The following is a 26,305-nucleotide window of genomic DNA, read 5'->3' as shown; positions in this document are numbered from 1 at the left end:
GTTCACCTTACTTCGCGGTCGTTTCCGGCGAAGGGCGGCATCAGCCGAACATCCACAGCGTGGCCTTGCCGAGGCCGAAATCCATCACCGTGACCAGCGCCATGAGCAACAGCACGAAGATGAGGCCGGCGACGGCCCAGCCGAGCAGTTCCTTCGCGGTCGGCGTGACGACCTTGCGGAGCTCGTCGATGATCTGCTTGATGAACAGGCCAATGCGCATGAAGACGTTCGGCTTGACGACCTTCTCGCTCTTGCTTGCCTTGGCCATATCCGTCCTTCGTTCGAGTTCAAGAGGAATTGGCAGGGAAGGCGGGACTCGAACCCACAACCTACGGTTTTGGAGACCGTTGCGCTACCAATTGCGCCACTTCCCTAGGTGTTCCCTCGCCGCGCGTCCCTCCGAAGGGAAGGCTGCGCTACGGCGAAAACCGCCAAGGCGAAACAATAGCAGTTGGCCGAGGACAACGCAAATCGGGTGTCGCCGCCGCCCGCGGCCCGCGGCTCAGGCCTCGCAAAACGCCTTCATACGGCGCATGCCCTCCGCCAGCTGGTCGTCGGCCAGCGCGTAGGAGAAGCGCAGATAGCCGGGGGCGCCGAAGGCCTCGCCCGGCACAGCGGCCACATGGGCCTCCTCGAGCATCGCGGCCGCGAACTCGGCGGAGGTGGCGCACACCGTGCCCTTCGGCCCGACCGGGCGGCCGAGCAGCGCGGTGATGTCGCAGAAGGCGTAGAACGCGCCGGTGGGCGTGGGGCAGACCACGCCGTCGATGCCGTTGAGCGCCGCCACGATCGCGCGGCGGCGGGTGTCGAAGGCCTCGCGCATGCGGTGCACCTCGTCCAGCGGCCCGGCCACGGCGGCCAAGGCGGCGCGCTGGGACACGTTGGCCACGTTGGAGGTCATATGGCCCTGGAGCTTGGCGGCGGCCTTGGCCACCTCGAGCGGCGCCACCATCCAGCCGACGCGCCAGCCGGGCATCGCGTAGGTCTTGGCCACACTGTTGAGCACGATGAGCTGGCCGCGGCATTCGGGCACGGCCGCGCCCACGTACGTGGTGCGGGCGCCGTCGTAGGTGAGGTGCTCGTAGATCTCGTCGGAGATGACCCAGACGTGGTGTTCGACGGCCCACCGGCCGATCGCCTCGATGGTCGCCGGGCTCCAGACCGCGCCGGTGGGGTTGTTGGGCGAGGTGAGGATGATCGCCTTGGTGCGCTCGGTGCGGGCCGCCTCCAGGGCCGCCACATCGGGCTCGAAGCCGCGGTCGGCGCCGGCGAACACCTCGACCGGCACGCCGCCGGCCAGCTTGACGGCCTCCGGATAGCTGGTCCAGTACGGCGTGGGGATGATGACCTCGTCGCCCGGATCGAGCAGCACCTGGAAGGTGGCATAGACGGCCTGCTTGCCGCCGTTGGTGACGACGACCTGCTCCGGAGTCACCTCGAAGCCGGAGTCGCGCAGCGTCTTCGCCGCGATGGCCTCGCGCAGCTCGGGCAGGCCCGGCGTGGGCGTGTACTTGTAGTTCTTCGGATCGCGGCAGGCGTCCGCGGCCGCGTCGACAACGTAGCCGGGGGTCGGGAAGTTGGGCTCTCCGGCGCCAAAGCCGATGACGTCGAGGCCAACGGCCTTCATGGCCTTGGCCTTCGCGTCCACGGCGAGCGTGGCGGACGGGGTCACATGATTGATGCGGTCGGAGAGCTTCTGCCATTGCGTCATAGTCATGCCCTCCAGCCTAGCGCGGCGGCTCCCCGGCCACGCCGCCGGCCGCGCCCCGCCGGCTGGCCCCAGCCGGCCGCCGGCCGCGCGCCCGCCTCAGACGAGCACGAGGTTGTCGCGGTGGACGAGCGGATGCGCATAGGCGGCGCCGAGGAAGCGCTTGAGCTGGGCGGTGGTGCGGCCGAGCATCTGCGGGATCTCCTCGGAATCGAAGCCGGCCAAGCCGCGCGCCAGATGCGCGCCGGCCTCGTCGTCCACCCACACCGGGTCGCCGGCCGAGAACGCTCCCCTGACCTCCAGCGCGCCGGCCGCCAGCAGGCTGGCCCGGCCGCCGCGGATGGCGGCCGCGGCGCCGGCGTCCACGACGATGCTGCCGCGCGGCTCGGCCGCGAAGCCAATCCACAGGCGGCGCGAGGATTCGCGCGCGTGCACGGGCGCGAAGGCGGTGCCCACCGGGTCGCCCATCAGCGCCGGCCCGGCGTTGGCCGCGCAGGTGAGCACGGTGGGGATGCCGGAGACAGCAGCGACGCGCGCGGCCTCCAGCTTGGTGACCATGCCGCCGGTGCCGACCTTGGAGCCGGAGCCGGCGACCTTGACGCCGGCCGCGGCGGTCTCGGCGTCGGGGACGTAGTCGATGCGCCGGGAGCCCGGCTCGCCGGGGGGCGCGGTGTACAGCGCGTCCACGTCGGTGAGCAGGACGAGCGCGTCCGCCTTGACGATGTTGGCGACGAGCGCGGAGAGGCGGTCGTTGTCGCCGAAGCGGATCTCGTTGGAGGCCAGCGAGTCGTTCTCGTTGACGATGGGCACGGCGCCCAGGTCGAGCAGCCGCCCGAGCGTGCGCCGCACGTTGCGGTACTGCGTGGGGCTGATCGTGTCCTGCGCGGTGATGAGGATCTGGCCGACGCGGATGCCGTAGCGGCCGAAGGCGGTCTCGTAGCGGGCCATGAGCAGGCCCTGGCCGACGGCGGCGATGGCCTGCTGGGTGGCCACGTCAGTGGGCCGGCTGGCGAAACCCATCGGGCCGAAGCCTGCCGCGATGGCGCCGGAGGAGACGAGCACGACGCGTCCGCCCATCAGCCGCACGGTAGCGAGGGCGCCGACCAGCGCGTCGAGCCGGTCCGGGTCGAGGTGTCCGCTGGGCCGGGTCAGCGAGCTGGAGCCGACTTTGACGACGACGGTGCGCGCGGCGGCGATGCGCCGGCGCACTTCCTCCTGTGCGAGCGTCACGCCTCGCCCCTGCCGAACAGGGACCGCTCGTCGTGACGGTCGTCGTCGACGGAGGGGTCGGACCAGTGACCGGCGCGGCGCTCGGCCATCATCGCCTCGCGCACGGCGGCGCGGGCGTCCATCATCTCGTGGTATTCGCGGCGGCGCTCGGCGTTGGTGCGGCGGCGGGCGCGGCCGTCGTCCTCGGTCAGGCGCAGGTCCTGGCCGCGGTGGCCCAGCTGCGTGCCGTCGAGCATCTCGGCGCCGGCGGCGATCGTCGGATCCCAGTCGAAGGAGACGGCGCGGTCGCCACGGCCGATGCGCACCTCGTCGCCGGGGCGGGCGCCCTTGCGGCGCAGCTCGTCCTCGACGCCCAGCTTGGCCAGGCGGTCGGCCAGGTAGCCGACGGCCTCGTCGTTGTCGAAGTTCGTCTGGAGCACCCAGCGCTCGGGCTTGCGGCCGGTGACGGTGAACCAGAACTCGCCGTCGCGGCCCTCCTCGCGTTCGATGGTGAAGTCGGCGGGCGCGTCCCCGGCGGCGGGGCGGCGCCGGCGCTGCTCGAGCGGCTTGATGACCACGCGGGCCTCCTCCTCGGCCTGCTCGCGGCGGGCGACCTCCTGGCGCATGTCGGCCACCATCGCGGCCAGCGCGAAGTTGAGCTGCTTGAGGCCTTCGTGGGAGGCGGTGGAGACCTCGAACACCTTCAGTCCCATCCGCTCGAACTCGGGGCGCACGAATTCGGCGAGCTCCTTGGCCTCGGGCACGTCCACCTTGTTGAGGATCACGATGCGCGGGCGCTCGGGGATTGGGATCGCACCCAGCGGCAGCTCCAGCCGGTCCGCGTACTGCGCGAGCTCGTGCTCGAGCGCGTGATAGTCGGAGACGGGGTCGCGGCCGGGTTCGAGCGTGGCGCAATCGATGACGTGCGCGATGATCTCGGTGCGCTCGATGTGCCGCAGGAACTCCAGGCCCAGGCCCTTGCCCTCGGAGGCGCCGGGGATCAGGCCGGGCACGTCGGCGATGGTGTAGCGGGCGTCGCCGGCCATCACGACGCCGAGGTTCGGCACCAGCGTGGTGAACGGATAGTCGGCGATCTTCGGCTTGGCGGCGCTCATCGCGGCGATGAGGCTCGATTTGCCGGCGGAGGGAAAGCCCACCAGCGCCACGTCGGCGATGGATTTGAGCTCGAGGATCACGTCGCGCTCCTCGCCGGGTTCGCCGAGCAGGGCGAAGCCGGGGGCGCGGCGGGTTTTGTTGGCCAGCGCGATGTTGCCCAGGCCGCCGGCGCCGCCGCGGGCGACGACGTAGCGGTCGCCCTCGTGGCGCAGGTCGGCGAGCTCCTCGCCGGGCTTCTTGGAGGCGCCGGCCGGGCCCTTGGCCTCGAAGACGACGGTGCCGCACGGCACGGGCAGGACGAGGTCGCGGCCCTTGGTGCCGTCCTTGTTGTCGCCCAGGCCCATCGTGCCGTTGCCGGCGGTGCGGTGCGGCATGAAGCGGTAGTCGAGCAGGCTGGTCGCGTTGCGGTCGGCGACGAACACGACGGATCCGCCGTCGCCGCCGTTGCCGCCGTTGGGGCCGGCCAGCGGCTTGAACTTCTCGCGGCGGATGCCCGCCGAGCCGTTGCCGCCGTCGCCGCCCTTGACATGGACGGTCACTCGATCCACGAAATCACTCATAGCTGCCTACCTTACCGAACACCGTTGCCGAGGCCGGGGCACCGCCCCGAGACGACAGAACCGCGGCCGCCTCCCGAGGGATGCGCGCCGCGGTTCTGGAAAGAATCTGCGTCAGACCCGTGCTGCCGTTCAGGCGGCGACCACGTCGACGACCTTGCGGTCGCGGCGCACGCCGAACTTCACGGAGCCGTCGGTCAGGGCGAACAGCGTGTGGTCCTTGCCCATGCCGACGTTCTCGCCCGGGTGGAACTTGGTGCCGCGCTGGCGGACGATGATGTTGCCGGCGACGACGGCCTCGCCGCCGAACTTCTTCACACCCAGGTATTGGGGATTCGAATCGCGACCGTTGCGCGAGCTGGACGCGCCCTTCTTGTGTGCCATGTCGGTGTCCTTTCCTGTCCGTTAAGCCTTATGGCAAATCTCAGGCGATCGCCGTGATCTTGACGGCGGTCAGCTTCTGGCGGTGGCCCTTGCGGCGGGCGACGCCGGTCTTGTTCTTGAACTTCTGGATGTTGATCTTCGGGCCCTTGGCCTCGTCGTTCACAACCTCGCCCTTGACGGTGATCTTGGCGAGATCGGCGGCGGCCATGGTCACCTTGGCGCCATCGACCACGAGCGCGACCGGGAACTCCACGGTCTCGCCCTTCTGCTCGGCGAGACGGTTGACGTAGATGACGTCGCCGACCTCGACCTTTTCCTGATGGCCACCGGCCTTCACAATCGCGTACATAATCGTTCCTTTGTATCTGGAAAGCTTACTGCCTGGCACGCAATGCACGGTGGCCAGACACCAGCCAACTAATTTACATGGGGGCTCGGACGAACGCAAGCACAGGTCCGGGCGTGTCAAGCAGCGGCGCGCCACGGCGTGTCCCCGCGCGGACCAGGGGGTCCGCACGGGGACCGGGCGCGCTCAGTGCTGCTCGTGCTCGGCGTTGTTCGCGGCCACCGCGGCGGCCGCGATCTGCGCGAGCTTGGCCTTGACGTCCGGGCTGGAGCCGGCGGGCTCCGGAGCGGGCTGCGTACCGCGGCCGTGCTTGTTCGTCTTGACGAACGGGTCGCCGCCGCGCATCGCGTAGGGGTCGTCGTAGTCGGCGGAGACGGTGGGCTTGTCGTGCAGGATGAAGCCGCGGCCCTTGCAGGTCGGACACTCCTCCGAGAACGCCTCCACCAGGCCCTGGCCGATGCGCTTGCGCGTCATCTGCACCAATCCCAGCGAGGTGACCTCGGCCACCTGGTGCTTGGTGCGGTCGCGGGCCAGGCATTCCACCAGGCGGCGCAGCACCAGGTCGCGGTTGGCGGGCATGACCATGTCCACGTAGTCGATCATCACCATGCCGCCGATGTCACGCAGGCGCAGCTGGCGGGCGATCTCCTCGCTGGCCTCCAGGTTGCAGCGCGTGACCGTCTCCTCGAGGCTTTTGCCCCTGCCGATGAAGCGGCCGGTGTTCACGTCGATCGTGGTCATCGCCTCGGTGCGGTCGATGACGATCGAGCCGCCGGAGGGCAGGTACACCTGGCGTTCCATGCCCTTGCGCAGCTGGGAGTCGATCTGCCACTTGTCGAACACGTCCTTGCCGCCGTGGTCGGCCGGGTCCCACCGCTCCAGCTTGTCGCGCAGGTCGGGGGCGCGGGTGTCGAGGTACTCCTCGATGCGCTGGTACACCTTGTCGCCCTCCACGATGAGCTTCGTGAAGTCGTCGTTGAAGATGTCGCGCACCACGCGGATCGCCACGTCGGGCTCGCCCTGCAGCAGCTTGGGGCGCTTGCCGTGGAGGAACTCGTCGCGCTTGGCGGTGATGTGCTCCCACTGCTTGACCAGACTCTCCAGGTCCTTGACGATCGCCTCCTCGGAGGCGCCGCCGGCCGCGGTGCGGATGATCACGCCCATGTCCTTCGGGGCGATCTTGTTCACGATGCCCTTGAGGCGGCTGCGCTCACGCTCGGACAGCTTGCGGCTCACGCCGGTCATGCCGCCCGAGGGCACGAGCACCAGGAAGCGGCCGGCCAGCGTGACCTGGCTGGTCAGGCGGGCGCCCTTGTGGCCGATCGGGTCCTTGGTGACCTGCACGAGCACCGGGTCGCCGCTTTTGAACGCGAGCTCGATGCGGCGCGGCTGGCCTTCCAGGCGGGCGGCGTCCCAGTTCACCTCGCCGGCGTAGAGCACGCCGTTGCGAGCCTGGCCGATGTCCACAAACGCGGCCTCCATGCTCGGCAGCACGTTCTGCACGCGGCCGAGGTAGATGTTGCCGACGGTCTGCACCTCCTGGATGTCGGAGACGTAGTGCTCGACGAGCACGTTGTCCTCGACCACGGAGATCTGGGTGTGGTGCTCCTTCTCGCGCACCACCATGAGCCGCTCGACGTTCTCGCGGCGCGCCAGGAAATCCTGCTCCATGAGCTGGCTCTGGCGGCTGCGTTCGCGGCGGTTGTCGCGACGGCGCTGCTTCTTCGCCTCGAGGCGCGTGGAGCCCTCGATGTCGGTGATCTCGTCGATGTACTGCTGCTTGCGCGAGCGGCGGGCCAGGATCTGGTCGTCGCCGGAGTCGGCGGCCTGCTCGCCCTTGCCGCGGCGGCGGCGACGGCGACGGGTGACGGTCTGTTCGCCATCCTCCGCCTCGCCGTTGCGATGGCGGCGGGACGACGCACCCTGCTCGTCCTCGGCCTCATGGGTCTCGTTCTCGGCGTGTTCGCCCTGCGCGGCGCCGTTCTGGCCGTTGCCGCCGCGGCGGCGGCGACGGCGGGAGCGCACCGGGCCCTCGCTCAGGTCCTCCTCGGTGATCGGCGCGTACGTGATGTCGTCGAGCTCGAGGTCCTCCTCGATCTGCTCGACCTCGGCCGCGGCGCGGCGCTCCTGCGCGTTGAGACGGCGGTTGCCGCGGCGGGAGTGGCCGGATTCCTCGGACTGGTCGTCGCCCTTGGCGCCCTGATTGTCCTGGGTGCCCTGGCCGTTCTTCTGGCCGTTCCTGCCGTTGCGCTCATCCTGGCCCTGGGCGGTCTCGGCCGCCTCGGCGTCGTGCTGGGCGCCGCCACGGCGGCGGGAGCGGGTGCGGCGGGAGGAGCGGGCCGGCTCGCCGTCGCGGCGGGCGCAGTCGTCGCGCTCGTCACGGTCGTCACGGTCGTCATGGTCGTCGTCATCGCGGCGGTCGTCGCGATGGTCGCGCTCATCGTAGGAGTCGTACTCGTCCTCGTCGTAGTCGTCGCGGGTACGGCGACCGCGGGCGGGGATCACCGGCTCCTGGAAGAGCAGGGAGGTCATCGGGCGCTGGCGGTCGGCGGGGCCGAGCTCGTCCGGCAGGTTGTCCAGCGCGTCGAAGGCGCGCTCGTCGTAGTCCTCGTCGTAGTGGTCGCGGGCGCGGCGGCGCGAGCGGGCGCGCGGCGCGTAGTCCTCGTCCTCGTATTCGTCCTCGCGCGGGGCGCGGCGGGAGCGGGACGGGCGCGGCTCGACGGCGTCCTCGTCCTCGGCCACAGCGGCGCGACGGCGCGTGCGACGGGACGGGCGCTCCTCGGCAATGTCGTCGTTCTCGGCCACGGCGGCACGACGGCGGGAGCGGGCAGGACGCGGCTCCTCCTCGGACTCCTCGGCCTCGGCGGCGGCACGGCGGCGGGAACGAGACGGACGCATGTCGTCCTCAGACTCCTCGGCCTCGGCGGCGGTACGACGACGGGAACGGGACGGACGCGCCTCGGCGAGGTCATCATCCTCGGCAGCGGCGGCGCGGCGACGCGAGCGACGGACCGGGCGATCCTCGGTCACATCCTCGTCCTCGACGGTGGCACGACGGCGCGTGCGGGACGGACGCATATCTTCCTCGGACTCCTCGGCCTCGACGGCGGCGCGGCGACGGGAACGGGCAGGACGCGGCTCGGCGAGGTCATCATCCTCGGCAGCGGCGGCGCGACGGCGCGTGCGACGAGCCGGGGCGGATTCCGCGGTTGCCGCGGCATCCTGGGCCGCGCTCTTGGCGCGCGAGCGGGTGGGCTGCTGCGCCTCGGTCTCGTCCGCGGCCTCGGCGGTTTCGGCGGACTCGGCGGAAGCCGGTTCGGCGGCCTTGCGGCGGCGGGCGGGCTTCTCCTCGACCTTGAGCTCCAGGGAGGCACCGGCGGCACCGGCGCCACGTACCACGCGGCGGCCTCCACGGCGGCGGCGCGGGGCGGGGGCGTCCTCGCCGGACACGACCACGGTCACCGCGGAGGCCGGGGTTTCGGCGACCGGCCCGGCCTCGGCGGAGTCAGTCACGGACTCCTCAGAGGAATCGGCGGACTCAGCCTCGGCGGAGTCAGCAGATTCGGCCGCGGATTCCTCTGCGGAATCGGCGGAATCCGCGGTCTCGCCCTCGGCAGCGTCAGACTCGACCTCGGCGGCGGGGTCGGCTTCAGTCGGATCGGCCTCGGCGCCAGTGGGAGTGACGGACTCGGCAGCATCGGACTCGGCGGCGGAGTCATCGGCGAGCGCGGCGGAGTCCGTCGCGGCGGAATCATCAGCCTCGACGGAGTCAGCGGACTCGGCCCCAGTCTCGGGCTCAGCCTCGGTGGAGTCAGTCACGGATTCCTCGGAGGAATCATCGGTTTCGTCGGACTCGACGGCGGACTCGGGCTCGGCGGAGTCGACGGACTCGGCAGCGGCGGCGTTCTCGGACTCGGAATCGTTCCCGGCTTCGGCGGGCTCGGCCGCTTCGGCGGCGGTATCCTCGGCCTGCTCAACGGCAACGGATTCGGTTTCGTCGGCGGACGCGAAAAGGTCGGGCTGGGCCTCGGTCTCAACCTCGGCCTTCGCGGCCTTGGCACGGGAACGGCGCGCGGTCTTCGGCGCGGGTGCGGCGGCCTGGTCGTCCTCGGCGGGCGGCGCTGCGGCGGCTTCGGCGGATGCGTTCGTCATGGTCTCGGCCTCGTCATTCTCGACGGGCCCGGTGGTCTGCTCAGACACGGTGGCTCCTCGCGACATGCTGCACCACGTCGCCTACTCAAAGCCGCTGCGGCTGTCACGCCACGCTCTCACCGTGGCCGCGCCCGAGGCGCGCTGCAGAGGCTGCTCCTGCAAAAGTCTTCGCTGCACGACGGCGGACACCGGCGCCCGCGGAACAATCACGCGAGGGGATCGACGCCATCTCATGCTTCGGTGGCGGTGTGCAGAACCGCCACCGTCCAGTATGGCACACTTTTCACCGCGTGTTCGCCCGATGTTCGTCCACCGTGCAACCCGGCGCCCCGCCCCGCGCGTCGGCGGGCCTCAGCCCAGCCAGTCGGCGAGCAGGTCGGCCATGAGCATCAGGTCGGAGGCGGGCAGCTGCTCGTCGTGCTTGTGGGCGAGCAGCGGGTCGCCGGCGCCCAGGTTCACGGCGGGGATGCCGAGGGAGGCGAAGCGGGCGACGTCGGTCCAGCCGAGCTTGGCCAACGGCTCGCGGCCGGTGCGTTCGCGCACGAGCTCCACCAGCGAGGCGGCGAGCGGATCGGTCAGGCCCGGGCGGGCGGAGGGGCTTTCGTCCTTCATCTCGATGCCGTATCCGGCGAAGAAGCCGCCGGTGGCGGTGTGCTCGCCGTTGCCGAGCTCGGCGCCCGCGTCCGCGCCCATCATGAGGGCCTTGGCCTCGGCGAGGGTTTTGTCCGGCGCGAAGCGGTAGTTGACGTGGATGCGGCATTCGTCGGGAATCACGTTGGTGCCGTTGCCGCCGGAGATAAGCGTGGCGTTGAGGCCCTCGCGGTAGGTCAGGCCGTCCACCTCCACGTCGGACGGCTCGTAGGCGGCGAGCTTGGTGAGGATGGGGGCCGCCTTGTGGATCGCGTTCTCGCCCATCCAGGCGCGGGCGGAGTGGGCGGCCACGCCGTGGACGATGACGTCGAAGCGCATCGTGCCGTTGCAACCGCCTTCGATGCCGCAGTTGGTGGGCTCGCCGATGATCGCGAAGTCGCCCTGGATCCAGTCGGGATGGGCCTCGACGACCTTCCTCAGGCCATTCTTCTCGGCCGCGACCTCCTCGTGGTCGTAGAAAACGTAGGTGAGGTCGACCCGGGGCTCGGTGAGCGTGGCGGCCAGGTAGAGCATCGCCGCGTCGGAGGACTTCATGTCGGTGGCGCCGCGGCCCCACATCACGCGGTCGTGCGGGTGGGCCTCGGCCACCTCCGGGCGGATGGCGGGGTCGCCGGGCTCCAGCCACTTCGGAGGGAAGTTGTCGATGACCGGCACCGTGTCGAGGTGGCCGGCCAGGATCACGCGGCTGGGCCGGCCCAGGTCGGTGGAGGCGACCAGGGTATCGCCGTGGCGGCGGACCGTCAGGTGGGGTTGGGCCTTGAGGAACGTCTCGACCTCGTCGGTGAGGGGGCCTTCCTCGTCGGAGACGGAATAGGTCTCCATGAGCTGGGTGAGCAGGGTGGCCAGTGCCTCGGACTGGCTGGCGTTCGCGTCGAATCCGATCATGGGGTCCATCGTAGCGGGGAAGGCGGGATGCCCGGGTTGGCGTCCCATCGCGGCGGGCGGGGCGAAGGGGCGTGGGTTTGACATCCCACCGTAGCGGGCGGGCGGAGAGGGGCGCAACAGTCCGCAAGCGTACGGTTTGTCGCAGTGCAACGACCCTCATGCGGCAAACCGTACTCTTAGTCGCACTCACAGTACGGTTCGCCGCACTGAAACCATGCCCATGCGGCAAACCGTACGCTTACGAACGCTCACAGTACGGTTCGCCGCATGCCTTCCGTTCCGATGCGACAAACCGTACTCTCACGAGCCGTCATAGTACGGTTTGCCACATAAAGACCGCAAGACTGCGAAAAAACGTACTGTGAGCACGCGCAAGAGTACGATTCGCCGCACGCCCCTCGTTCCGATACGACAAACCGTACGCTTAGCCGCGCTCACAGTACGGTTCGCCGCATGGGGACCGTGAGAGTGCGGCAAACCGTACGCTCACGCGCGGGCCGCCCGGCAAGCGGGACGGGGACGGGCGTGTGACATATGCGCGTGCGAGACTGGCGGCATGGGATTGTTGAGTGCGTTGCAAGGGTTCTGCGTCATCGGCATCGTGATCGCGGTGGGTTATGTGGCCGCGCGCCTGCGCATCGGCGGCTCGACCGCGCAGATGGTGCTCAACAAGTTCAGCTTCTTCGTCTCCAGCCCCTGCCTCATGTTCGCGATCCTGAGCAAGGAGCCGATCTTCGACATCTTCCATCCGTCGATCATCGTGGCGTTCCTCTCGGCGGTGCTCGTGGGCGCGGTATTCCTGGCGCTCAACCGCGCGTTCTTCCACCTCAAGGCGGCGGACGCGACAATCGGCGCGCTCAACTCGCTGTACCTCAACTCGAACAACATCGGCCTGCCGATCGCCACGTACATTCTGGGCAATCCGGCGCTGGTGGCGCCGATCCTGGTCATGCAGCAGGCGCTCTTCACGCCGGTGGGCCTGACCGTGCTCGACGTGACCACCAAAGGCAAGGCCTCGGCCAAGGAAATCCTCACCCAGCCGCTGCACCAGCCGCTGCTCATCGGCTCGCTGCTGGGCATCCTCGTCTCCGCCATCAAGGCATGGACCGGGGTGTTCGTGGTGCCGAACTACATCTTCGACCCGATCGACATGATCGGCGACTCGGCCGTGCCGATGATCCTCATGGCCTTCGGCATGTCCCTGCACGGCTCGAAGCCGTTGCAGCAGAAGGGCGACCGGCCGGCTATCTTCACGGTGGCAGTGCTCAAGAACATCGTGATGCCGGTGATCGCGTTCCTGCTCGCGTACTTCATGATGGGCTTCCGCGGGCCGGAGCTGTACGCCTGCGTGGTGCTGGCCGCCCTGCCGACCGGCCAGAACGTGTACAACTACGCGGCCCGCTACGAGGTGGGCATGCAGTTCGCCCGCGACGGCATCCTGCTGAGCACGATGACCTCGCCGATCTTCATCGCCATCGTCGCCGTGCTGCTCGGCTAGGCAGCCCCGCCCGCCGTGCGGCAAACCGTACTCTCACGCGCCGTAAGCGTACGGTTTGCCGCATGAGGACCGTGCCAGTGCGGCAAACCGTACTCCTGGCGGCTGTCAGCGTACGGTTTGCCGCAAGGGGATGCGGGATGCGGACGCGCGCCCGCCCCTGACAGGCCGGCCCGCCCCCTAGCCGGCCCGCCATGCACGTCCGGCGCGCCCCGGCCGGGCCGCTCAGTCGTCCCGCCGCAGGCCGGTCACGCTGATGCCGGCGGCCACGCGGTTGGCGGCGAGCGCCCCGACCATCACCAGGGCGAAGCAGGCTGCGACGCCGCCGACGAACATCACGATGGACCCCGGCTGCGTCATAAGCTGCGCGAACAGCGGCCACATAAGCAGCAGCGAGCAGGCGCCCGCCACCACGACCACGGTGGCCAGGGGCGTGAGCACCTCGACGAACCGCGCCCGGTCGAGGGTCCTCGCGTCGGTGCCTTCCAGCATGAGCATGCGGTATTCGTCGGCCTGTTCGATCACCGACCCGGCCTGCATGACCCCGCAGCTGACGGCCGCCAACACACCGGCGAAGGCGAGCGTCAGCAGGCCGCCGGTGCCGATGTCGCGCGTGAACACCAGCATCGGGTCGTCGGCCGCGGTGCCCTCGGGCGCCGCCATGGCCGCGATGCCGCCGGTCGCGGAGGTGATGCCGGCGACGAACACGGCCAGCGCGATGCCGCTGACGTTGCGCCAGGCGCGCTTCGGGTCGTCGAGGATGCGCCGCATCGCGAGCATCGTGGCCGCGTCCTTGGGCCGACGCGCCTTCGCGCGGGCGCGCGCCGCCACCACCCAGGCGCCGACCAGGTTCACCAGCGCGAAGGGCAGCGCGAACATCGCGAACAGCACCACATACACCATCGCGTCGCTCAGTCCGGCGAACAGCTGCATGTTGGCGAGCGCGAACACGGCCACGCCCAGCACGGTCACGAACACGAGCGCACGCCACCGGGCGGGCAACGGGCGCGTCTGACGCGCGGCCACGCCGAGCGGCGTGATGGCCACGCGGCGCAGCGCGGCCAGCGCGGAGACCAGCGCGAGCACGGTGACGCCCGCGACCGTGGCGAGTAGCGCCGGCACCCCCACCCACAGCTGGGCGGCGGTGAACGGTTCGTTCTGGAAGTTCAGCAGCATGATCGCCGGCATCAGCACCACATAGCCGACGATGCCGATCAGTGCGCCCGTCAGCGCCTGGCCGGCCGCGTCGAGCGCGGTCAGGGCCGTGACCTGCGCGCGCGTGGCGCCCGCCAGGCGCAGCGCGGCCAGGCGCTGGTCGCGCCGGGAGGCGGCCAGACGCGCGGCCGAGCCGGCGAGCGCCACGAAGGGCACGACGAGCAGCACGCAGGCGAACGCGGCGAACAGCACGTAGGTGGCCGCGTACTGCGCGGGGTCGTGCGGGTCGGCCAACCGGTGCAACCATGCCTCGAGGGCGCCGGGCGCGCAGGCCCGCTCGTCCAGCAGGCAGCCGAGCGTGCGGTCGGGCGAGGCTCGCCGGATGAACGCGTGCACGCCGCCGAGCACCGTCAGGAAGATCGCGGCGGCCGCGGCGAACGCGACGGTCGCCAGCGTGGCCGTGCGGCCGGCGGCGTCGCGCCGGCCGGGCCGATGGAACAGACGCCACAGTCGCAGTGTGGTCATCGCGCACCTCCCTGCGTCGGGGCCGGGCCGGGGCCGTCGCTGTCCAGCCGGCCGTCGCGCAAGCGGATGGTCCGCCCGCAGAAGGCGGCCACATTGGGGTCGTGGGTGACGACGACCACGGCGGCGCCGGTGCCGCGGGCGGCCTCCATGAGGATGCCCATGACTTCGCGGCCGGTGGTCTGGTCGAGGGCGCCGGTGGGTTCGTCGGCGAACACGACGGCCGGCTGGACGGCGAGCGCGCGGGCGATGGCCACGCGCTGCATCTGCCCGCCGCTCATCTCGCCGGGGCGCTGCCCGGCGAGGGCGCGCAGGCCGAAGCGCTCGAGCCACAGCGTCGCGGTGTCGGTGGCCTGCCGATAGCCGGCGCCGGCGAGCATGAGTGGCAGCGCGATGTTCTCGACGGCGGGTAGCTCGGGCAGCAGCTGGCCGGATTGGAAGACGAAGCCGAAGGCGGTGCGGCGCAGCTTGGCGCGTTCGGCGTCCGGCATGGCCGCCAGATCCGCACCGCGGAAGCGCACGGCGCCGGCCGTGGGCGTGATGATGCCGGCGAGCGCGTGCAGCAGCGTCGATTTGCCGGAGCCGGAGGGACCCATCACGGCGACGGTTTCGCCGGCGGCCAGCTGGAAGTCCACATGGTCGAGCGCGAGCGGTTGGAGCGCGTCCGGCATCGTCGCGGCGGGCATGGTGCCGGTGGGCGCATGGCCGCGCCGGGCCTGCGCGAGGCCGGCGGCGTAGTCCATCGTCAGGCCCTCGGCGGCGAGGATGGGTGCGGCACCGGCCGGGTGGTATGCGGCGGCCGGACGGGGCGCGGGCGCGGCCCCGGTATGCGCGAGGTTCGCGGTGTTCGTAACGTTGGTCATGACTGCCACGCTACGGGCGCGGCGCCGGCCACCCCATCGTGCGGCGGAACGACTTGCGCGTCCGGCTCATCCCCGCGGATGAGCCGGACGACGCTTCGACCGTCAGCGGCCGCGGTGCTCCTCGGCCAGCGAGGCGAGGCGGGCGGCGAACCGCGGCCAGTCGGTGCGCATGGCCGTCAGCAGCTTGCGGTCGGGCACCTCGTCGATCGGCACCCATTCGATCTCCATGCTTTCGTCGTCGTTGGCGCGCGGACGCACCTCATGGCCGGGCTTCTCGAACGCGAACACGGTGGTGTACGCCCACGGTCCGTGGTCCTCGCGGTAGGAGCCGACGACCTCGATGTCCGCGGGCGTGATGTTCGCCTCCTCGAAGCTTTCGCGCAGCGCGCCCTCGATCGGCGACTCGCCGTCCGCGGTGGCGCCGCCGGGGATGCCCCAGGTGCCGCCTTCGGCCGACCAGGCGGCGCGGTGCTGCATCACCACATGCGTCACCGCGCCGGTCGCCGGGTCGCGGCGCGCGAGCAGCACGCCGGAGGCGCCGTTGACGCCCCAGTGCTTGCGGCCGCACGCGCAGTCGATCCACCCGTCGCCGGGCTGGTGCACGTTCTCCGCCGGCGGGACGATCGTCACCTCACGCGGCGTGCCGCCCAGGCGCGGCGCGCTGTTTCTGTCGCCGCCGGCCGCGCCATTCGCGCCGGAGTCGCCGGAGGCCGCGGCCGCACGCGCCGCCGCGGCGGCCCACGCCACGCCCTCCGCCTTGCCTTCCGGTTCCTCGACGCCACGGCCCACATTCCACAGGTCGGGCCAGGCGATGCCCAGCTTGCCGCACAGGCGGCGCACCAGCGGCAGGCTCACGCCGATCACGCCATGCGGATCGCCTTCGATGCCGTCGATGAACGCGCCGCCGAAGCCCTCCAGCGTGAACGAGCCGGCCACTTCCAGCGGCTCGCCGGTGGCCAGGTACCGTTCGATGTCCTCGTCGGAATAGTCGGCGAACCGCACCACGGCGCGGCTCGCGCCCTGCACCGCCCGCCCGGAGGCGAAGTCGATCAGGCAGTGACCGGTCCACAGCTCGCCCGAGGCTCCGCGCATCGCGCGCAGGCGTTCGCGCGCCACCTCCACGGTGTGCGGCTTGCCCTGGCAGACGCCGTCGAGCAGGAACAGGGAGTCGCAGCCCAGGATCAGCGGGCCGACCTCGCTGCACGTCAGGCCCGGCTGGCCCGCCACGGGCACGTCGATCGGCTCGCTGGTGGTCGGGAAATCCACGCCGGAGAAATCGCGCGTCTGCGCCACATCCGCGCGGGAATAGTCGATGGCAGCGCCGTCGGCCACGGGGCGCGCATGGCGCGCATGTGTAGGTTCCCGGCGCTGCTGTGCGTCGAGGGCGCCTTTGAGCGGGTAGCCGATGACGCGCTCGCCCTGTGCGGCGGCCGCGGTGGCGGCGACGTCGCGGTACGCGTGGTACACCGCCTGCGCCTTGGCCTGCGCCAGGATCATCACCCGCTGGTTGACGTCGAGGTCCGCGACCTCACGCCCCTGGCTGGCGGCCGCACGCTCCAGCGCGGCGTCCTCGTCCACATGCGAGACACGGATGGTGGGGCACACGCCGGCGGAGTTCAGCACATAGCGGCGCGGCTTGGACTTCGAGGCCAGGATCAGGGGAATGCTCATAGGGTCAGCCTACCGCAGGCGGGCCAGGGGTGGCGGGAGCGGGTGCGGCGCGGAACCGATGCGGCAGACCCCGCCTCCGTTGTCGCATATGTTCCCGGGTCGGAAACGGATGCGACAAATCAGGCCCGCTCGATGTCGCACATGTTCCCACGCGGAAACATTTGCGACAACGCAGCGGGTCAAGCTGTCGCATCCGTTTCACCGCAGCAAACACATGCGACAGATCAGGCCTCCGTTGTGTCGCATATGTTTCCGACCGGGGAACGGATGCGACACAACACCGCGGATTCCGGCCCGATATCCGATACCCCGGGACCCCGACCCGATACCCAGCCCCCTCAGGCGCGGGTCACCTCGACGCCGGTCGTGTTGATCGGCAGGTGGAGCACCCGCCAGTGGCCGCTGGCCAGAGCGTCGGCGGCGAGCGCGTCGATGGCCTCGCGCGCGTCGCCATAGTGGAGCACAAGCACGCAGGGGCCGGCGCCGGAGACGGCGGCCGCGTACCCCTTGGACCGGAACAGTTCGATGAGCTGCGACGACGGCGGCATCAGCGCGGCGCGGTACGGCTGGTGGAGCCGGTCCTGCGTGGCGGCGAACAGCAGCGTGTTCGCCTCGGCCGCGGCCGCGCGCATCGCGGCCGCCTCGACGGTCCCGGCATTCCCATCGATTTCATTCCGCCCCTGCGCGGCGGCCTGCGCCAATAGCGCGGGATTCATCGCGGCAGGCAGCAGCCCCACGCGCGAGATGTTGGCCACGGCGTCGCGGAACGGCACCTCGGCCGGCAGCGCGCGCCGCGCCTTCTCGGTGGACAGCTCGTAATCGGGCACGAACACGGCGGCGGTGACGGCCGGGTCCACCGGATAGTTCACGGTGTGGAAGCCGCCGTGCAGCGGCTCGCCGCCAGGAATCGGCACCGAGCCCACACCCTCGCCGGTCTCGAAGTCCCAGCTGACGGTCAGACCGCCGAACACGGCCGGCGCCACGTTGTCTGGATGGCCCTCGATATGCGCGGCCAAGTCGAACACGGCCTGCCGGTTGAGTTCGCCGGGCTGCGCGAAGGCGGCGGCCGCGGCGATGCCGGCCACAATCGCCTCGGCGGAGGAGCCCATGCCGCGCGCCTGCGGGATGTTGTTGGTCGCCTTGAGCGTGAAGCCGATGCGTCCCAGGCCGAAGGTGGCGCAGGCGCGGCGGAATGTGGCGACGACCAGATGCGTCTCGTCGCGCGGCAGCGTGGTCTCGCCCTCGCCGTGGATGATCACGCGCGCGGCGGTGTCGGCCGGGTCGGGGTGCCCGTCCGGGCCGGTCGTCAGTGTGAACGTGAGTTCGTCGTGGTAGTCGAGCGCCAGGCCCACGGTGTCGAAGCCCGAGCCGAGGTTGGCGCTGGTCGCCGGCACGCGCACGGTCACGCGATCGGTCACAGGGGTCATCTCACGGTCCTTTCCCTCAAATGTTCCACTCCCACGGTGCGGTGACTCCCCCACCGTGCGGTGCTTCCCCCACGGTGCGGTGGTGGCCGCAAACGGGTTCGTTGGCATTCCAACGTTGTGGGCCACCGCATGGTGGGCGTTCCACCGCATGGTGGGCGTTTGTGCCGTGCCGCTCAGTCGATGACGCGCAGGATGGACGGTTCGCCGGTCACTGCGTCGAGCCCGCGCACCGCGTCGACGGTGGCGCGCAGCGTCTCCTCGTCGGTGGGGTGGGTCACGATGCGCAGCTGCTGGATCTCGCCGTCGTAGCCCGGCTGCGTGGCCGAGGGCTTGAGGTCGCCGTTCACCGCGTTGATCGACACGCCGTGGCGCGCGAACTCGCCGGCCACGGCCGCGAGCACGCCCGGCTTGTCGTGGATCAGGAAGCGCACCGCGAACGCCGCGCGCGAGGCGCTGGCCGGCGCCAGCGGCAGGTTCTTGTACAGCGGGATGGACGGGCCGGTGGTGCCGGCGGCGATGTGCCGCGCCACGGTGACCACGTCGCCCACCACGGCGGAGGCGGTGGGGGCGCCGCCCGCGCCGCGCCCGTAGAACATGAGGTCGTCGGCCGCCTCGGCCTTGACGAACACCGCGTTGAACGAGCCGTGCACGGCGGCCAGCGGATGGGTGTCGGGCAGCAGCGCCGGGTAGACGCGCGCGGAGACGCCGGCCTCGCCGTTCTCCACAACCGCGAGCAGCTTGATCACCTTGTGCTCGGCGGTGGCGGCGGCGATGTCGTCGGCGGTGATGCGCGTGATGCCCTCGACGGTCACGTCGTCGATGGACACGGGCGTGTGGAAGCCGAGCGTGGCCATGATCGCGGCCTTGTTCGCCGCGTCGTGGCCCTCGATGTCACCGGTCGGGTCGGCCTCGGCGTAGCCCTTGGCCTGCGCGTCCTTGAGCACCTCGTCGAAGTCGAGGCCCTTGGTGGTCATCTCGTCGAGGATGTAGTTCGTGGTGCCGTTGACGATACCGAGCATGCTGGTCACGCAGTCGCCGACCAGCGACTCGCGCAGGGGCCGTAGGAACGGGATCGCGCCGCCCACGGCCGCCTCGAAGTAGATGTCGACGCCCTTGGCCTCGGCCGCCGCGTAGATCTCCGGCCCGTACTTGGCCAGCAGCGCCTTGTTGGCGGTGACCACGGAGGCGCCGGATTCGATCGCGGCCATCACGAAGGTGCGGGCCGCGGTGGTGCCGCCGATGAGTTCGACGACGATGTCGGAGTGGGTCGCCACCTGCATCGTGTCGGTGGTGACGATGGCCGGGTCGATCCACGGGAAGCGCTCGGTCTCCTTGGGGTCGAGGCAGGCCACGGCCGCCAGCTCGACGGGCCGGCCGACGCGTGCGGCGAGCTCGTCGCGCTGCTCGACGATGAGGCGGGCGGTCTGCGAGCCGACGGTGCCCGCGCCGAGCAGGCCGACGCGGATGGGGGTTTCGTTCGTTACTGCTGCCACTTGCAATCCCTCCTGACGACGACGTCGATGGACGTCGAGAAACCGATTGTCCCAGTCTACGGGCGTTTTCCGACACCGATGCGGCGCGTCCCGACCAGAGGACAGCAAACCGGGGCGGCCCGGTCAGCCGGCCGGGCGGGCGGTCACCGCGCGTCGGCGCGGCGCCGGTCTTCGACAGCGCGCCCGTCGCGGCCGGCCGTCCGCCGGCGGTCGTCGTGCCGGGCTTCGTGGCCGGCTTCGCCGCGCCGCCCGGCTGGCCCGGCTGCTGGCTGCCCGCCCCGGGCTGACCCGGCTGGTCGCCGGTTCCGCCCTGGCTGCCCGGCTGCTGGCCGGGCTGCTCCACGGTGACGGACGGGGCCGCGTTGCCGAAGGTGATGTCGGTGATCGTGGACTTGTCGGCGGACAGCACCACGTTCGCGCTGTACGCCTTGGCGAGGTTCAGCCGCTGGAAGCCGTCGGAGGAGGCGTCCAGCGGATAGCCTGAATCGATCTCCGAGGCGGCGAGCACCTGCGAACGCTGCGCATCGGTCAGCTCCGGGAACGCCGTCAGCAGCAGATTCGACGCGCCCTCGGGCACCACCGGCGCCTCACCCCTCTTGCCGGTCTGCGCGAACCCATACGTCATGCGCGCCGTGTAGGCGTCGATCGCGGAGGCGCGGTCGGTGACGGGCTTGGTGTTCACGATGCCGTCGGTGAAGTCGTTCTTGTAGCCGTTGGCGCCATTGGCGCCGACCGTCTGGATGCAGGCCTGCAGCGTATCGCCCTGGCCGTGCACCTTGCACTGGTCGGTCAGGTAGCCCGTCAGCTCCTGCCGCGCGGGCATGAGGTAGTCGGCGCGGAAGGCCGGGTCGCTCCACAGCTTGGTGTTCGCCACTTCGCCGTCGATGCGCCCGCCCATGATGTCGAGCGAGTAATGCACGCCGAGCACGATGCGGTTGTTGCCCGCCTCGGAGGCGCGCGTCATGATCTCCGTGCCGAGCTCCGGCAGCAACGTGGCCAGGCCGATGCCGCCCGAGTACGCGTAGGTGGTGTGCCCGGACGGGAAGGAGCCGGAGGTGACCATGCCGTCGTAGTTGGCGTCATGGCCGTCCCAGGCCGGCGCCCGCTTGATGTCGAGCGTCGCGGCCAGTCCGGCGGCCGGATAGCCGCCGTTCGTGCGGTCCACGTAGGGGCGCGGGTGGTTGAAGTGCGTCTTGGCGGCGGAAGTGTCCACCCAGTCGCTGACCAGCGAGTTCGCGTAGTCGCCGGACGCGGTGTCCGCCGTGTCGTTCTCCAGCAGGCGGTAGGTCTTGGCGAGCGGACCGTTCGGGTTCACCGAGCCGTCCGCGTTGGCGCTGGCCTTGAGCCCCGCACTCAGGTAGGCGCCCAGCACCGGGCCGAGAGCGTCGGGGAAGGTCTCCTCGAAGTCGTAGTCCGAGTCCACGAGCGCGCGCTTCTGCTGCGCGGTGGGTGTGGTGCCGTCGGAGCCGGCGGCGGCCGTGTTGTTGATGTTCTGCGTGGTCTTGTCGTTCCAGCCGAGCACTGTCTTGCCCAGCTCGGTCACGGTGCCCTTGCCGAAGCTCGACGGATCGGCCTTGTCGTAGTCGCCCGCGGGCTTGTAGTAATTCTCGTAGTCCTTGAGCAGGGCGACGAGGTCGGGCTACGCGATGCCGGCGGTCGGCGACGGCTCGGCCGCCGAGGCCGCCATGCCGCCGGCGAGGACCATCGCCAACGTGATGCCGGTGGCCATCGTCGCCAGCAGCGGACGTCTGGTTGTCTGTGTCATGTCTGTCCCTTCCCCATATTCCGGATGCGGGTGGAGCCCGTCCCGCCGATCGGGGCGGGACCGCGGCCCACGCCGCTGGTACGTCTCCGTACTATCGGAATGCGCCGGCCGGGGACGGGGAGGTCGGGAAAACATCACGTCCGGTTCGCCGAAAATTCATCCAGCGGACCGGACGGCGGGCGGCGGCATGGGCGCCGCCCGCCGGGGCCGGCCTTACTCGCTGACGTCGAGGGCGAGCAGGTCGTCGATGGTCTGGCGGCGCAGCATGCCGTGTGCGCCGGCCTCGCCCACGGCGACGACGGCCGGGATGAGCGCCTGGTTGTAGTTGCTGGCCATCGTCCGCCCGTAGGCGCCGGTGACGGGCACGGCGAGGATGTCGCCGCGGCGCGTGTCCGCGGGCAGGCGGCATTCGTGGACGAGGATGTCGCCGGATTCGCAGTGCATGCCGACGACGCGCGCCAGCATTGTCTCCGCCGAACCGGCCCGGTTGGCCAGGCGCGCCGTGTAGTCGGCGCCGTACAGGGCCGGGCGGATGTTGTCGGACATGCCGCCGTCGACGGACACGTAGGTGCGTTCGTCGATCGGGGCGCCGGCGGAGTCGACGGTGCCGGCGGGCAGGCGCACCGGCTTGACCGTGCCGACGCGGTACAGCGTCACGCCGGCGGGGGCCACGATCCAGCGGCCGGGCTCGAAGGAGACGACCGGCGCGGGCATGCCGAGCGCGCGGTTGACCTTCGCGACGGCCTGGGCCAGGCGTCCCAGCTCGGCCTCGATGTCCATCGAATCCTCGCCGTCGGTGTAGGCCACCGAATAGCCGCCGCCCAAGTCCACCTCGGGCAGCGTGTACGCGTCGGTGGCGTAGAAGGTCTTGCGCAGCAGCATCATGCGGCGCGCGGCCTGGACGAAGGCGGTGGCGTCGTGGATCTGCGAGCCGATGTGCGAGTGGATGCCCACGAGCTCCAGCTCCGGACGGCGCAGCATGTCCTTGAGCACGGCGAGCGCCGGGCCGTCGGCCACGGCTTCCATGGCCGCGGCCAGCGCGCGGTCCTCGTCGGAGACATCCGCGGCGCGCAGGTCGTAGGGGTAGCGCACGTCGTGGCGCAGCGCGTGGCCGTCGTGGAGGTTGGCGGCGGACGCGGCGGGCTGGTCGCCGGTCGGATGGGCCGCTAAACCACCCTCAGTCTGCTGCGCAGACAGCTCCCGCCAGCGGGAGCCAGCCGAGGCTTGGGCTCCCGCTGTCGTGAGCCGCGACTGAGGGTGGTCCGTCCGGCCCTCCCGGTCCAGGTGGTCCGTCCGGCCCTCGCCCAGCTCGTCGAGCATGCCCAGCACCCCGGCGTCGGCACCGGCGGGCAGTAGCGGCACACCGAATTTCTGGTCCTCGTGCGCGGTGGAGATGTACTCGTGGCCGCCGGCGTGGATGCCGCAGGTGACGCGCAGCATGACGCGCGCCCGCTTGCCCAGCCGCCGCGCGATCGCGGCGATGCGCGCCGGCTCATCCGGCGAATCGACCACGATCTTGGCGAAGCCCTGCTCGATCGCGAGCGCGATCTCCTCGTCGGACTTGTTGTTGCCGTGGAGCACGAGCCGGCGGCCGGGGACCCCGGCGGCCAGCGCGATGCGCATCTCCCCCATCGTGCAGGTGTCCACGAGCATGCCGGCGGCCGTAACCAGGCGCACGACCTCCTTGGACAGGAAGGCTTTGCCGGCAAAGCTCACATGGGTGGTCGACGTGGGGAAGGCGGCGGCCGCGGCCGCGACGAAGCGGCGGGCGCGCGCGGCGACCTCGTCCGTGTCGATCAGGTAGAGCGGCGAACCGAACTCGTCGAGCAGGCTCGCGGCCGTGCGGCCGTGGAAGGCCAAGGCGCCGTCCGGGGTGACGGCGGCGCCGGACGGCCAAATCGGGCTGATTGCGGCGGCCATCACATCTGCTCCGGGGCTTCGACGCCGAGCAGGTCCAGGCCGGCGGCGATCACGGTGCGCACCGCGTCGTTGAGCTTGAGGCGGGCGGCGGCGCGGGCCGGCTCCGGGCACTTGGCGATGCGGAGGGCCTCGACGGCCGCCGCGTCGCCGCGCGCCTCCGGGTCGGTCAGGTCCATCGGCACGACGCGCTCGACGTTGTACCACTTGTGGTACGCGGCGGCCAGGTCCTCGAGGTAGTGGGCCACGCGGTGCGGGGCGCGGCGGTCGCCGGCCTCGCGCAGCACGGCCGGCCACTGGGCGAGGGCGGCGAGCACCTCGCCGTCGGCCGTGGTGTCGAGCAGGGACAGGTCGGCGGCGACCGCGTCGATCGAGGCGGCGGCCGCGTTGCGGTCCACGTTGCAGGAGCGGGCGTGCGCGTACTGCACGTAGTAGACGGGGTTCTCGTTGGTGTGCGCGGCCAGCAGGTCCAGGTCGATGTCCACCGGGGAGTTGTAGTCGGTGCGGGCCAGCGAGTAGCGGGCGGCGTCCACGCCCACGGCCTCGACGAGGTCCTCGAGCGTGACCACGTTGCCGGCGCGCTTGGACATGCGCACGGGCTTGCCATCCTTCATCACGTTGACGAGCTGGCCGATGAGAATCTGCATGTTGACGCCCGGCTCGTCGCCGAACGCGGCGCACATGGCCATCATGCGGCCGATGTAGCCGTGGTGGTCGGCGCCAAGCATGTAGATCGCCACGTCGGCCGGGTCGGTGGCGCGGTGGCGCTTGTTGCGGTAGTAGGCGATGTCGGCCGCGAAGTAGGCGTAGTCGCCGTTGGACTTGACGATCACGCGGTCCTTGTCGTCGCCGTGCTTGGTGGAGGCGAACCAGGTGGCGCCGTCTTTCTCGTAGATGTCGCCGCGGGCGCGCAGATCCGCGATCGCGCGCTCCACCTCGCCGTCGGCGTACAGGCTGTTCTCGTGGAACCACACATCGAAGCGGACGCGGAATTCCTTCATCGAGGCCTTGATCTCGTCGAACATCATCGGCACGGCGCGCTTGCGGAACTCCTCGCGCAGGGCGGTGTCGCCCTCGCCGATCGCATGGCCGTCCGCGTCCAGGCCCTGGTCGGTATGCTCGAGCGCGGTGAGGTCCACGCCGTCGGCGGCGGCCTCGGCGGCCACGCGCGCGGCGATCTCGTCGATGTAGGCGCCCTTGTAGCCGTCGCCCGGGGTCTCGGTGTTATAGCCCTGAGCGCCCAGGTCGTTGGCGGCGGCCCACGCGGCCACCAGGGACTTGGCGAAGCGGTTGATCTGCTCGCCGTGGTCGTTGAAGTAGTATTCGCGCACCACCTTGGCGCCGTTGGCCTCGAGCACGCGGGCCATGGAGTCGCCGACCGCGGCCCAGCGGGTGCCACCGATGTGGATCGGGCCGGTGGGGTTGGCGGAGACGAACTCGAGGTTGAGCGTCCTGCCGGACAGGTGGTCGTTGCGGCCGAAGGCGGCGCCGGCGGCGAGCACGGCGTCCACGACGGCCGCCGCGGAGGCGGAGTCGAGCGTGATGTTGATGAAGCCGGGGCCGGCCACCTCCACGGACTTGATGCCGGGGTCAGCGGTCAGTTCGGTCGCGAACAGCTCGGCCAGGTCGTGGGGGCGCATGCCGGCCTTCTTGGCCAGCTGCATGGCCGCGTTCGAGGCCCAGTCGCCGTGCGCGCGGTCCTTCGGGCGCATCACGGCCAGCTTGGCGGGTTCGGGGATGAGGTCGTCGGTCAGGTCGCCGGCCTTCCCGGCGGCGACGAGCTGGTGTGCGATGGAGGAAATCAGTTCGCTCAGTGCTTCAGGACTCATTCTGCCCAGTCTACTGGGCGCGGTGACAGCCGCCCGGGCCCGGTTCCGGCAGACGACCGGGGCCGGGCGGGCACGTCAGATGAAGGCGCGGGGGCCGAAGATGGCGGTGCCGACGCGCACGATGGTGGCACCCTCGGCGATGGCCAGTTCCATGTCGTGCGTCATGCCCATCGACAGCTCGACGCAGCCGCCGGTGCCGGGGGCGCCCTCGGCCAGGATGCGGTCGCGGGTGCGGCGCAGGTGGGCGAAGCAGGCGCGGATGGTGGCCTCGTCGTCCACATGGGCGCCGATGGTCATCAGGCCCTGCAGTTCGAGCCCGCCCATCGCGCCAATGCGCTGCGCCAGCTCCACCGCGTGCGCCGGGTCGCAGCCGGATTTGCTCGCCTCCCCCGATTCGTTGACCTCCAGCAGCACGCCCACGGTGACGCCGCGCGCCACGGCCCGCCGGGAGATCCGTTCGGCCAGTTCCAGCGTGCCGACCGATTCGATGGTGTCGACCACCGGCAGCACCTTGCCGATTTTGTTGCTCTGCAATTGCCCGATGAGATGGAAGGGGATGTGCGTGGGCTGGGCTTGGGTGGGTTGAGTGGTCTGGGTCTGGGTGGGCTGAGCCTGCGTGCCGATGGTCCAGCCGCGTTCCGCGGCCAGACGGGCCAGTCCCGGCGCCTTGGCGACGACCTCCTGCGGCCGGTTCTCGCCGATCATGCGCACGCCCGCGTCAAGGGCGGCCATGATCTCGCCCACATCGCGCGTCTTCGTGGCGGCGAGCAGCCGCACGGAGCCCGCCTCGCGCCCGGCGGCGGCCTCGGCAGCGGCGATGCGGTCCATCACGCGACGCACATTGCCGGCGATCTGCCCCGCGCGCTCCGGGTCGATCGTCTCATTGGCCAGATCCTTGTGCTCCATGTACGCGACCATCGTCCGCTCCCCTGATTCATCCTTCGGCAGCCATCCCACATCCTACCGCCCCGGCACCGGAAACAGATGCGACATCACAACGGGCCGAATTGTCGCATCCGTTGTCACCGGGTAAACATAAGCGACACCACGGCCCCCTGAATTGTCGCATCCGTTGCCACCCGGGAAACATAAGCGACACCACGGCCCTCCGAATCGTCGCATCCGTTGCCACCGAGTAAACGGATGCGACACAGATACGC

Annotated in this window: 18 protein-coding genes, 1 tRNA gene and 1 pseudogene; 1 reads left to right on the top strand and 19 read right to left on the bottom strand. The window is 70.8% G+C overall.

Annotation, left to right across the window (positions count from 1 at the left end; genetic code table 11):
• Nucleotides 1-40: 40 nt before the first annotated feature.
• From secE to dapE, 9 genes are all read right to left on the bottom strand, one after another.
• Nucleotides 41-268, bottom strand: a complete 228-nt coding sequence (gene secE, locus H7U32_RS05865) for a preprotein translocase subunit SecE (protein ID WP_204468898.1) — start codon at nt 266-268, stop codon at nt 41-43.
• A gap of 30 nt (nt 269-298) precedes the next feature.
• A tRNA-Trp gene (locus H7U32_RS05860) sits at nt 299-374 on the bottom strand.
• Between the two features lie 128 nt (nt 375-502).
• Nucleotides 503-1,711 (bottom strand): pyridoxal phosphate-dependent aminotransferase, encoded by a 1,209-nt coding sequence (locus H7U32_RS05855; RefSeq protein ID WP_204468915.1) that lies wholly within the window; start codon nt 1,709-1,711, stop codon nt 503-505.
• Between the two features lie 96 nt (nt 1,712-1,807).
• On the bottom strand, nt 1,808-2,938 hold the full coding sequence (proB, locus tag H7U32_RS05850) for a glutamate 5-kinase (RefSeq protein WP_204468896.1): 1,131 nt from the start codon (nt 2,936-2,938) through the stop codon (nt 1,808-1,810).
• Nucleotides 2,935-4,593, bottom strand: coding sequence for a GTPase ObgE (obgE, locus tag H7U32_RS05845; RefSeq protein WP_204468894.1), 1,659 nt, complete (start codon nt 4,591-4,593; stop codon nt 2,935-2,937). Before obgE ends, proB begins: the two co-directional genes overlap by 4 nt.
• Before the next feature lie 129 nt (nt 4,594-4,722).
• Nucleotides 4,723-4,974, bottom strand: coding sequence for a 50S ribosomal protein L27 (gene rpmA / locus H7U32_RS05840; protein WP_204468892.1), 252 nt, complete (start codon nt 4,972-4,974; stop codon nt 4,723-4,725).
• A gap of 40 nt (nt 4,975-5,014) precedes the next feature.
• The gene (gene rplU / locus H7U32_RS05835; protein ID WP_204468890.1) at nt 5,015-5,323 is read right to left on the bottom strand and encodes a 50S ribosomal protein L21; all 309 of its coding nucleotides are present in this window, start codon (nt 5,321-5,323) and stop codon (nt 5,015-5,017) included.
• A gap of 183 nt (nt 5,324-5,506) precedes the next feature.
• Nucleotides 5,507-8,218, bottom strand: coding sequence for an Rne/Rng family ribonuclease (locus H7U32_RS05830; RefSeq protein ID WP_440201440.1), 2,712 nt, complete (start codon nt 8,216-8,218; stop codon nt 5,507-5,509).
• A 1,605-nt stretch (nt 8,219-9,823) separates the two neighbouring features.
• Entirely contained in the window at nt 9,824-11,008 is a 1,185-nt protein-coding gene (gene dapE / locus H7U32_RS05825; RefSeq protein ID WP_440201439.1) for a succinyl-diaminopimelate desuccinylase, read from the bottom strand.
• A 556-nt stretch (nt 11,009-11,564) separates the two neighbouring features.
• On the opposite strand from dapE, the gene H7U32_RS05820 reads away from it, so the two are divergent.
• Nucleotides 11,565-12,506, top strand: coding sequence for an AEC family transporter (locus H7U32_RS05820; RefSeq protein ID WP_204468887.1), 942 nt, complete (start codon nt 11,565-11,567; stop codon nt 12,504-12,506).
• A gap of 222 nt (nt 12,507-12,728) precedes the next feature.
• On the opposite strand, the gene H7U32_RS05815 is transcribed toward H7U32_RS05820, so the two are convergent.
• The 10 genes and pseudogenes from H7U32_RS05815 to H7U32_RS05780 form a co-directional block, all read right to left on the bottom strand.
• The gene (locus H7U32_RS05815) at nt 12,729-14,183 is read right to left on the bottom strand and encodes an FtsX-like permease family protein (RefSeq protein ID WP_204468885.1); all 1,455 of its coding nucleotides are present in this window, start codon (nt 14,181-14,183) and stop codon (nt 12,729-12,731) included.
• Nucleotides 14,180-15,043: an ABC transporter ATP-binding protein gene (locus H7U32_RS05810; RefSeq protein ID WP_204468883.1), complete on the bottom strand. Its 864-nt coding sequence runs from the start codon at nt 15,041-15,043 to the stop codon at nt 14,180-14,182. Before H7U32_RS05810 ends, H7U32_RS05815 begins: the two co-directional genes overlap by 4 nt.
• 102 nt (nt 15,044-15,145) lie before the next feature.
• Nucleotides 15,146-16,714, bottom strand: coding sequence for a Maf family protein (locus tag H7U32_RS12570; RefSeq protein WP_204468882.1), 1,569 nt, complete (start codon nt 16,712-16,714; stop codon nt 15,146-15,148).
• Between the two features lie 338 nt (nt 16,715-17,052).
• Nucleotides 17,053-18,141, bottom strand: coding sequence for a homoserine kinase (locus H7U32_RS05800; RefSeq protein WP_204468880.1), 1,089 nt, complete (start codon nt 18,139-18,141; stop codon nt 17,053-17,055).
• A gap of 173 nt (nt 18,142-18,314) precedes the next feature.
• The gene (locus H7U32_RS05795) at nt 18,315-19,634 is read right to left on the bottom strand and encodes a homoserine dehydrogenase (protein WP_204468878.1); all 1,320 of its coding nucleotides are present in this window, start codon (nt 19,632-19,634) and stop codon (nt 18,315-18,317) included.
• Between the two features lie 937 nt (nt 19,635-20,571).
• A pseudogene (locus tag H7U32_RS11800) lies at nt 20,572-20,799 on the bottom strand (hypothetical protein); the annotation flags it as partial.
• A 474-nt stretch (nt 20,800-21,273) separates the two neighbouring features.
• The gene (locus tag H7U32_RS10950) at nt 21,274-21,399 is read right to left on the bottom strand and encodes a hypothetical protein (protein WP_275051224.1); all 126 of its coding nucleotides are present in this window, start codon (nt 21,397-21,399) and stop codon (nt 21,274-21,276) included.
• A gap of 213 nt (nt 21,400-21,612) precedes the next feature.
• Nucleotides 21,613-23,319, bottom strand: a complete 1,707-nt coding sequence (locus tag H7U32_RS05790) for a diaminopimelate decarboxylase family protein (RefSeq protein ID WP_204468877.1) — start codon at nt 23,317-23,319, stop codon at nt 21,613-21,615.
• Entirely contained in the window at nt 23,319-25,145 is a 1,827-nt protein-coding gene (gene argS, locus H7U32_RS05785) for an arginine--tRNA ligase (RefSeq protein ID WP_204468875.1), read from the bottom strand. The genes H7U32_RS05790 and argS overlap by 1 nt, the downstream gene beginning before the upstream one ends.
• A 75-nt stretch (nt 25,146-25,220) precedes the next feature.
• Nucleotides 25,221-26,063 (bottom strand): YggS family pyridoxal phosphate-dependent enzyme, encoded by an 843-nt coding sequence (locus H7U32_RS05780; protein WP_204468873.1) that lies wholly within the window; start codon nt 26,061-26,063, stop codon nt 25,221-25,223.
• Between the last annotated feature and the right edge of the window lie 242 nt (nt 26,064-26,305).

It is taken from the genome of Bifidobacterium pullorum subsp. saeculare (genome assembly GCF_016899725.1).
Lineage (GTDB): Bacteria > Actinomycetota > Actinomycetes > Actinomycetales > Bifidobacteriaceae > Bifidobacterium > Bifidobacterium pullorum_C.
This window is presented reverse-complemented; position numbering and strand designations above follow the sequence as displayed.

What these genes read in the sequence shown, in the direction of transcription:
- H7U32_RS05800 (WP_204468880.1), bottom strand. Translation starts at nt 18,141, where the DNA reads ATGACCCCTGTGACCGATCGCGTGACCGTGCGCGTGCCGGCGACCAGC.
- H7U32_RS05810 (WP_204468883.1), bottom strand. Translation starts at nt 15,043, where the DNA reads ATGACCAACGTTACGAACACCGCGAACCTCGCGCATACCGGGGCCGCG.
- H7U32_RS05815 (WP_204468885.1), bottom strand. Translation starts at nt 14,183, where the DNA reads ATGACCACACTGCGACTGTGGCGTCTGTTCCATCGGCCCGGCCGGCGC.
- H7U32_RS05830 (WP_440201440.1), bottom strand. Translation starts at nt 8,218, where the DNA reads ATGCGTCCGTCTCGTTCCCGCCGCCGTGCCGCCGCCGAGGCCGAGGAG.
- rpmA (WP_204468892.1), bottom strand. Translation starts at nt 4,974, where the DNA reads ATGGCACACAAGAAGGGCGCGTCCAGCTCGCGCAACGGTCGCGATTCG.
- H7U32_RS05780 (WP_204468873.1), bottom strand. Translation starts at nt 26,063, where the DNA reads ATGGTCGCGTACATGGAGCACAAGGATCTGGCCAATGAGACGATCGAC.
- H7U32_RS05855 (WP_204468915.1), bottom strand. Translation starts at nt 1,711, where the DNA reads ATGACGCAATGGCAGAAGCTCTCCGACCGCATCAATCATGTGACCCCG.
- dapE (WP_440201439.1), bottom strand. Translation starts at nt 11,008, where the DNA reads ATGATCGGATTCGACGCGAACGCCAGCCAGTCCGAGGCACTGGCCACC.
- obgE (WP_204468894.1), bottom strand. Translation starts at nt 4,593, where the DNA reads ATGAGTGATTTCGTGGATCGAGTGACCGTCCATGTCAAGGGCGGCGAC.
- H7U32_RS12570 (WP_204468882.1), bottom strand. Translation starts at nt 16,714, where the DNA reads ATGAGCATTCCCCTGATCCTGGCCTCGAAGTCCAAGCCGCGCCGCTAT.
- H7U32_RS05790 (WP_204468877.1), bottom strand. Translation starts at nt 23,319, where the DNA reads ATGGCCGCCGCAATCAGCCCGATTTGGCCGTCCGGCGCCGCCGTCACC.
- H7U32_RS05820 (WP_204468887.1), top strand. Translation starts at nt 11,565, where the DNA reads ATGGGATTGTTGAGTGCGTTGCAAGGGTTCTGCGTCATCGGCATCGTG.
- secE (WP_204468898.1), bottom strand. Translation starts at nt 268, where the DNA reads ATGGCCAAGGCAAGCAAGAGCGAGAAGGTCGTCAAGCCGAACGTCTTC.
- rplU (WP_204468890.1), bottom strand. Translation starts at nt 5,323, where the DNA reads ATGTACGCGATTGTGAAGGCCGGTGGCCATCAGGAAAAGGTCGAGGTC.
- H7U32_RS10950 (WP_275051224.1), bottom strand. Translation starts at nt 21,399, where the DNA reads ATGACACAGACAACCAGACGTCCGCTGCTGGCGACGATGGCCACCGGC.
- argS (WP_204468875.1), bottom strand. Translation starts at nt 25,145, where the DNA reads ATGAGTCCTGAAGCACTGAGCGAACTGATTTCCTCCATCGCACACCAG.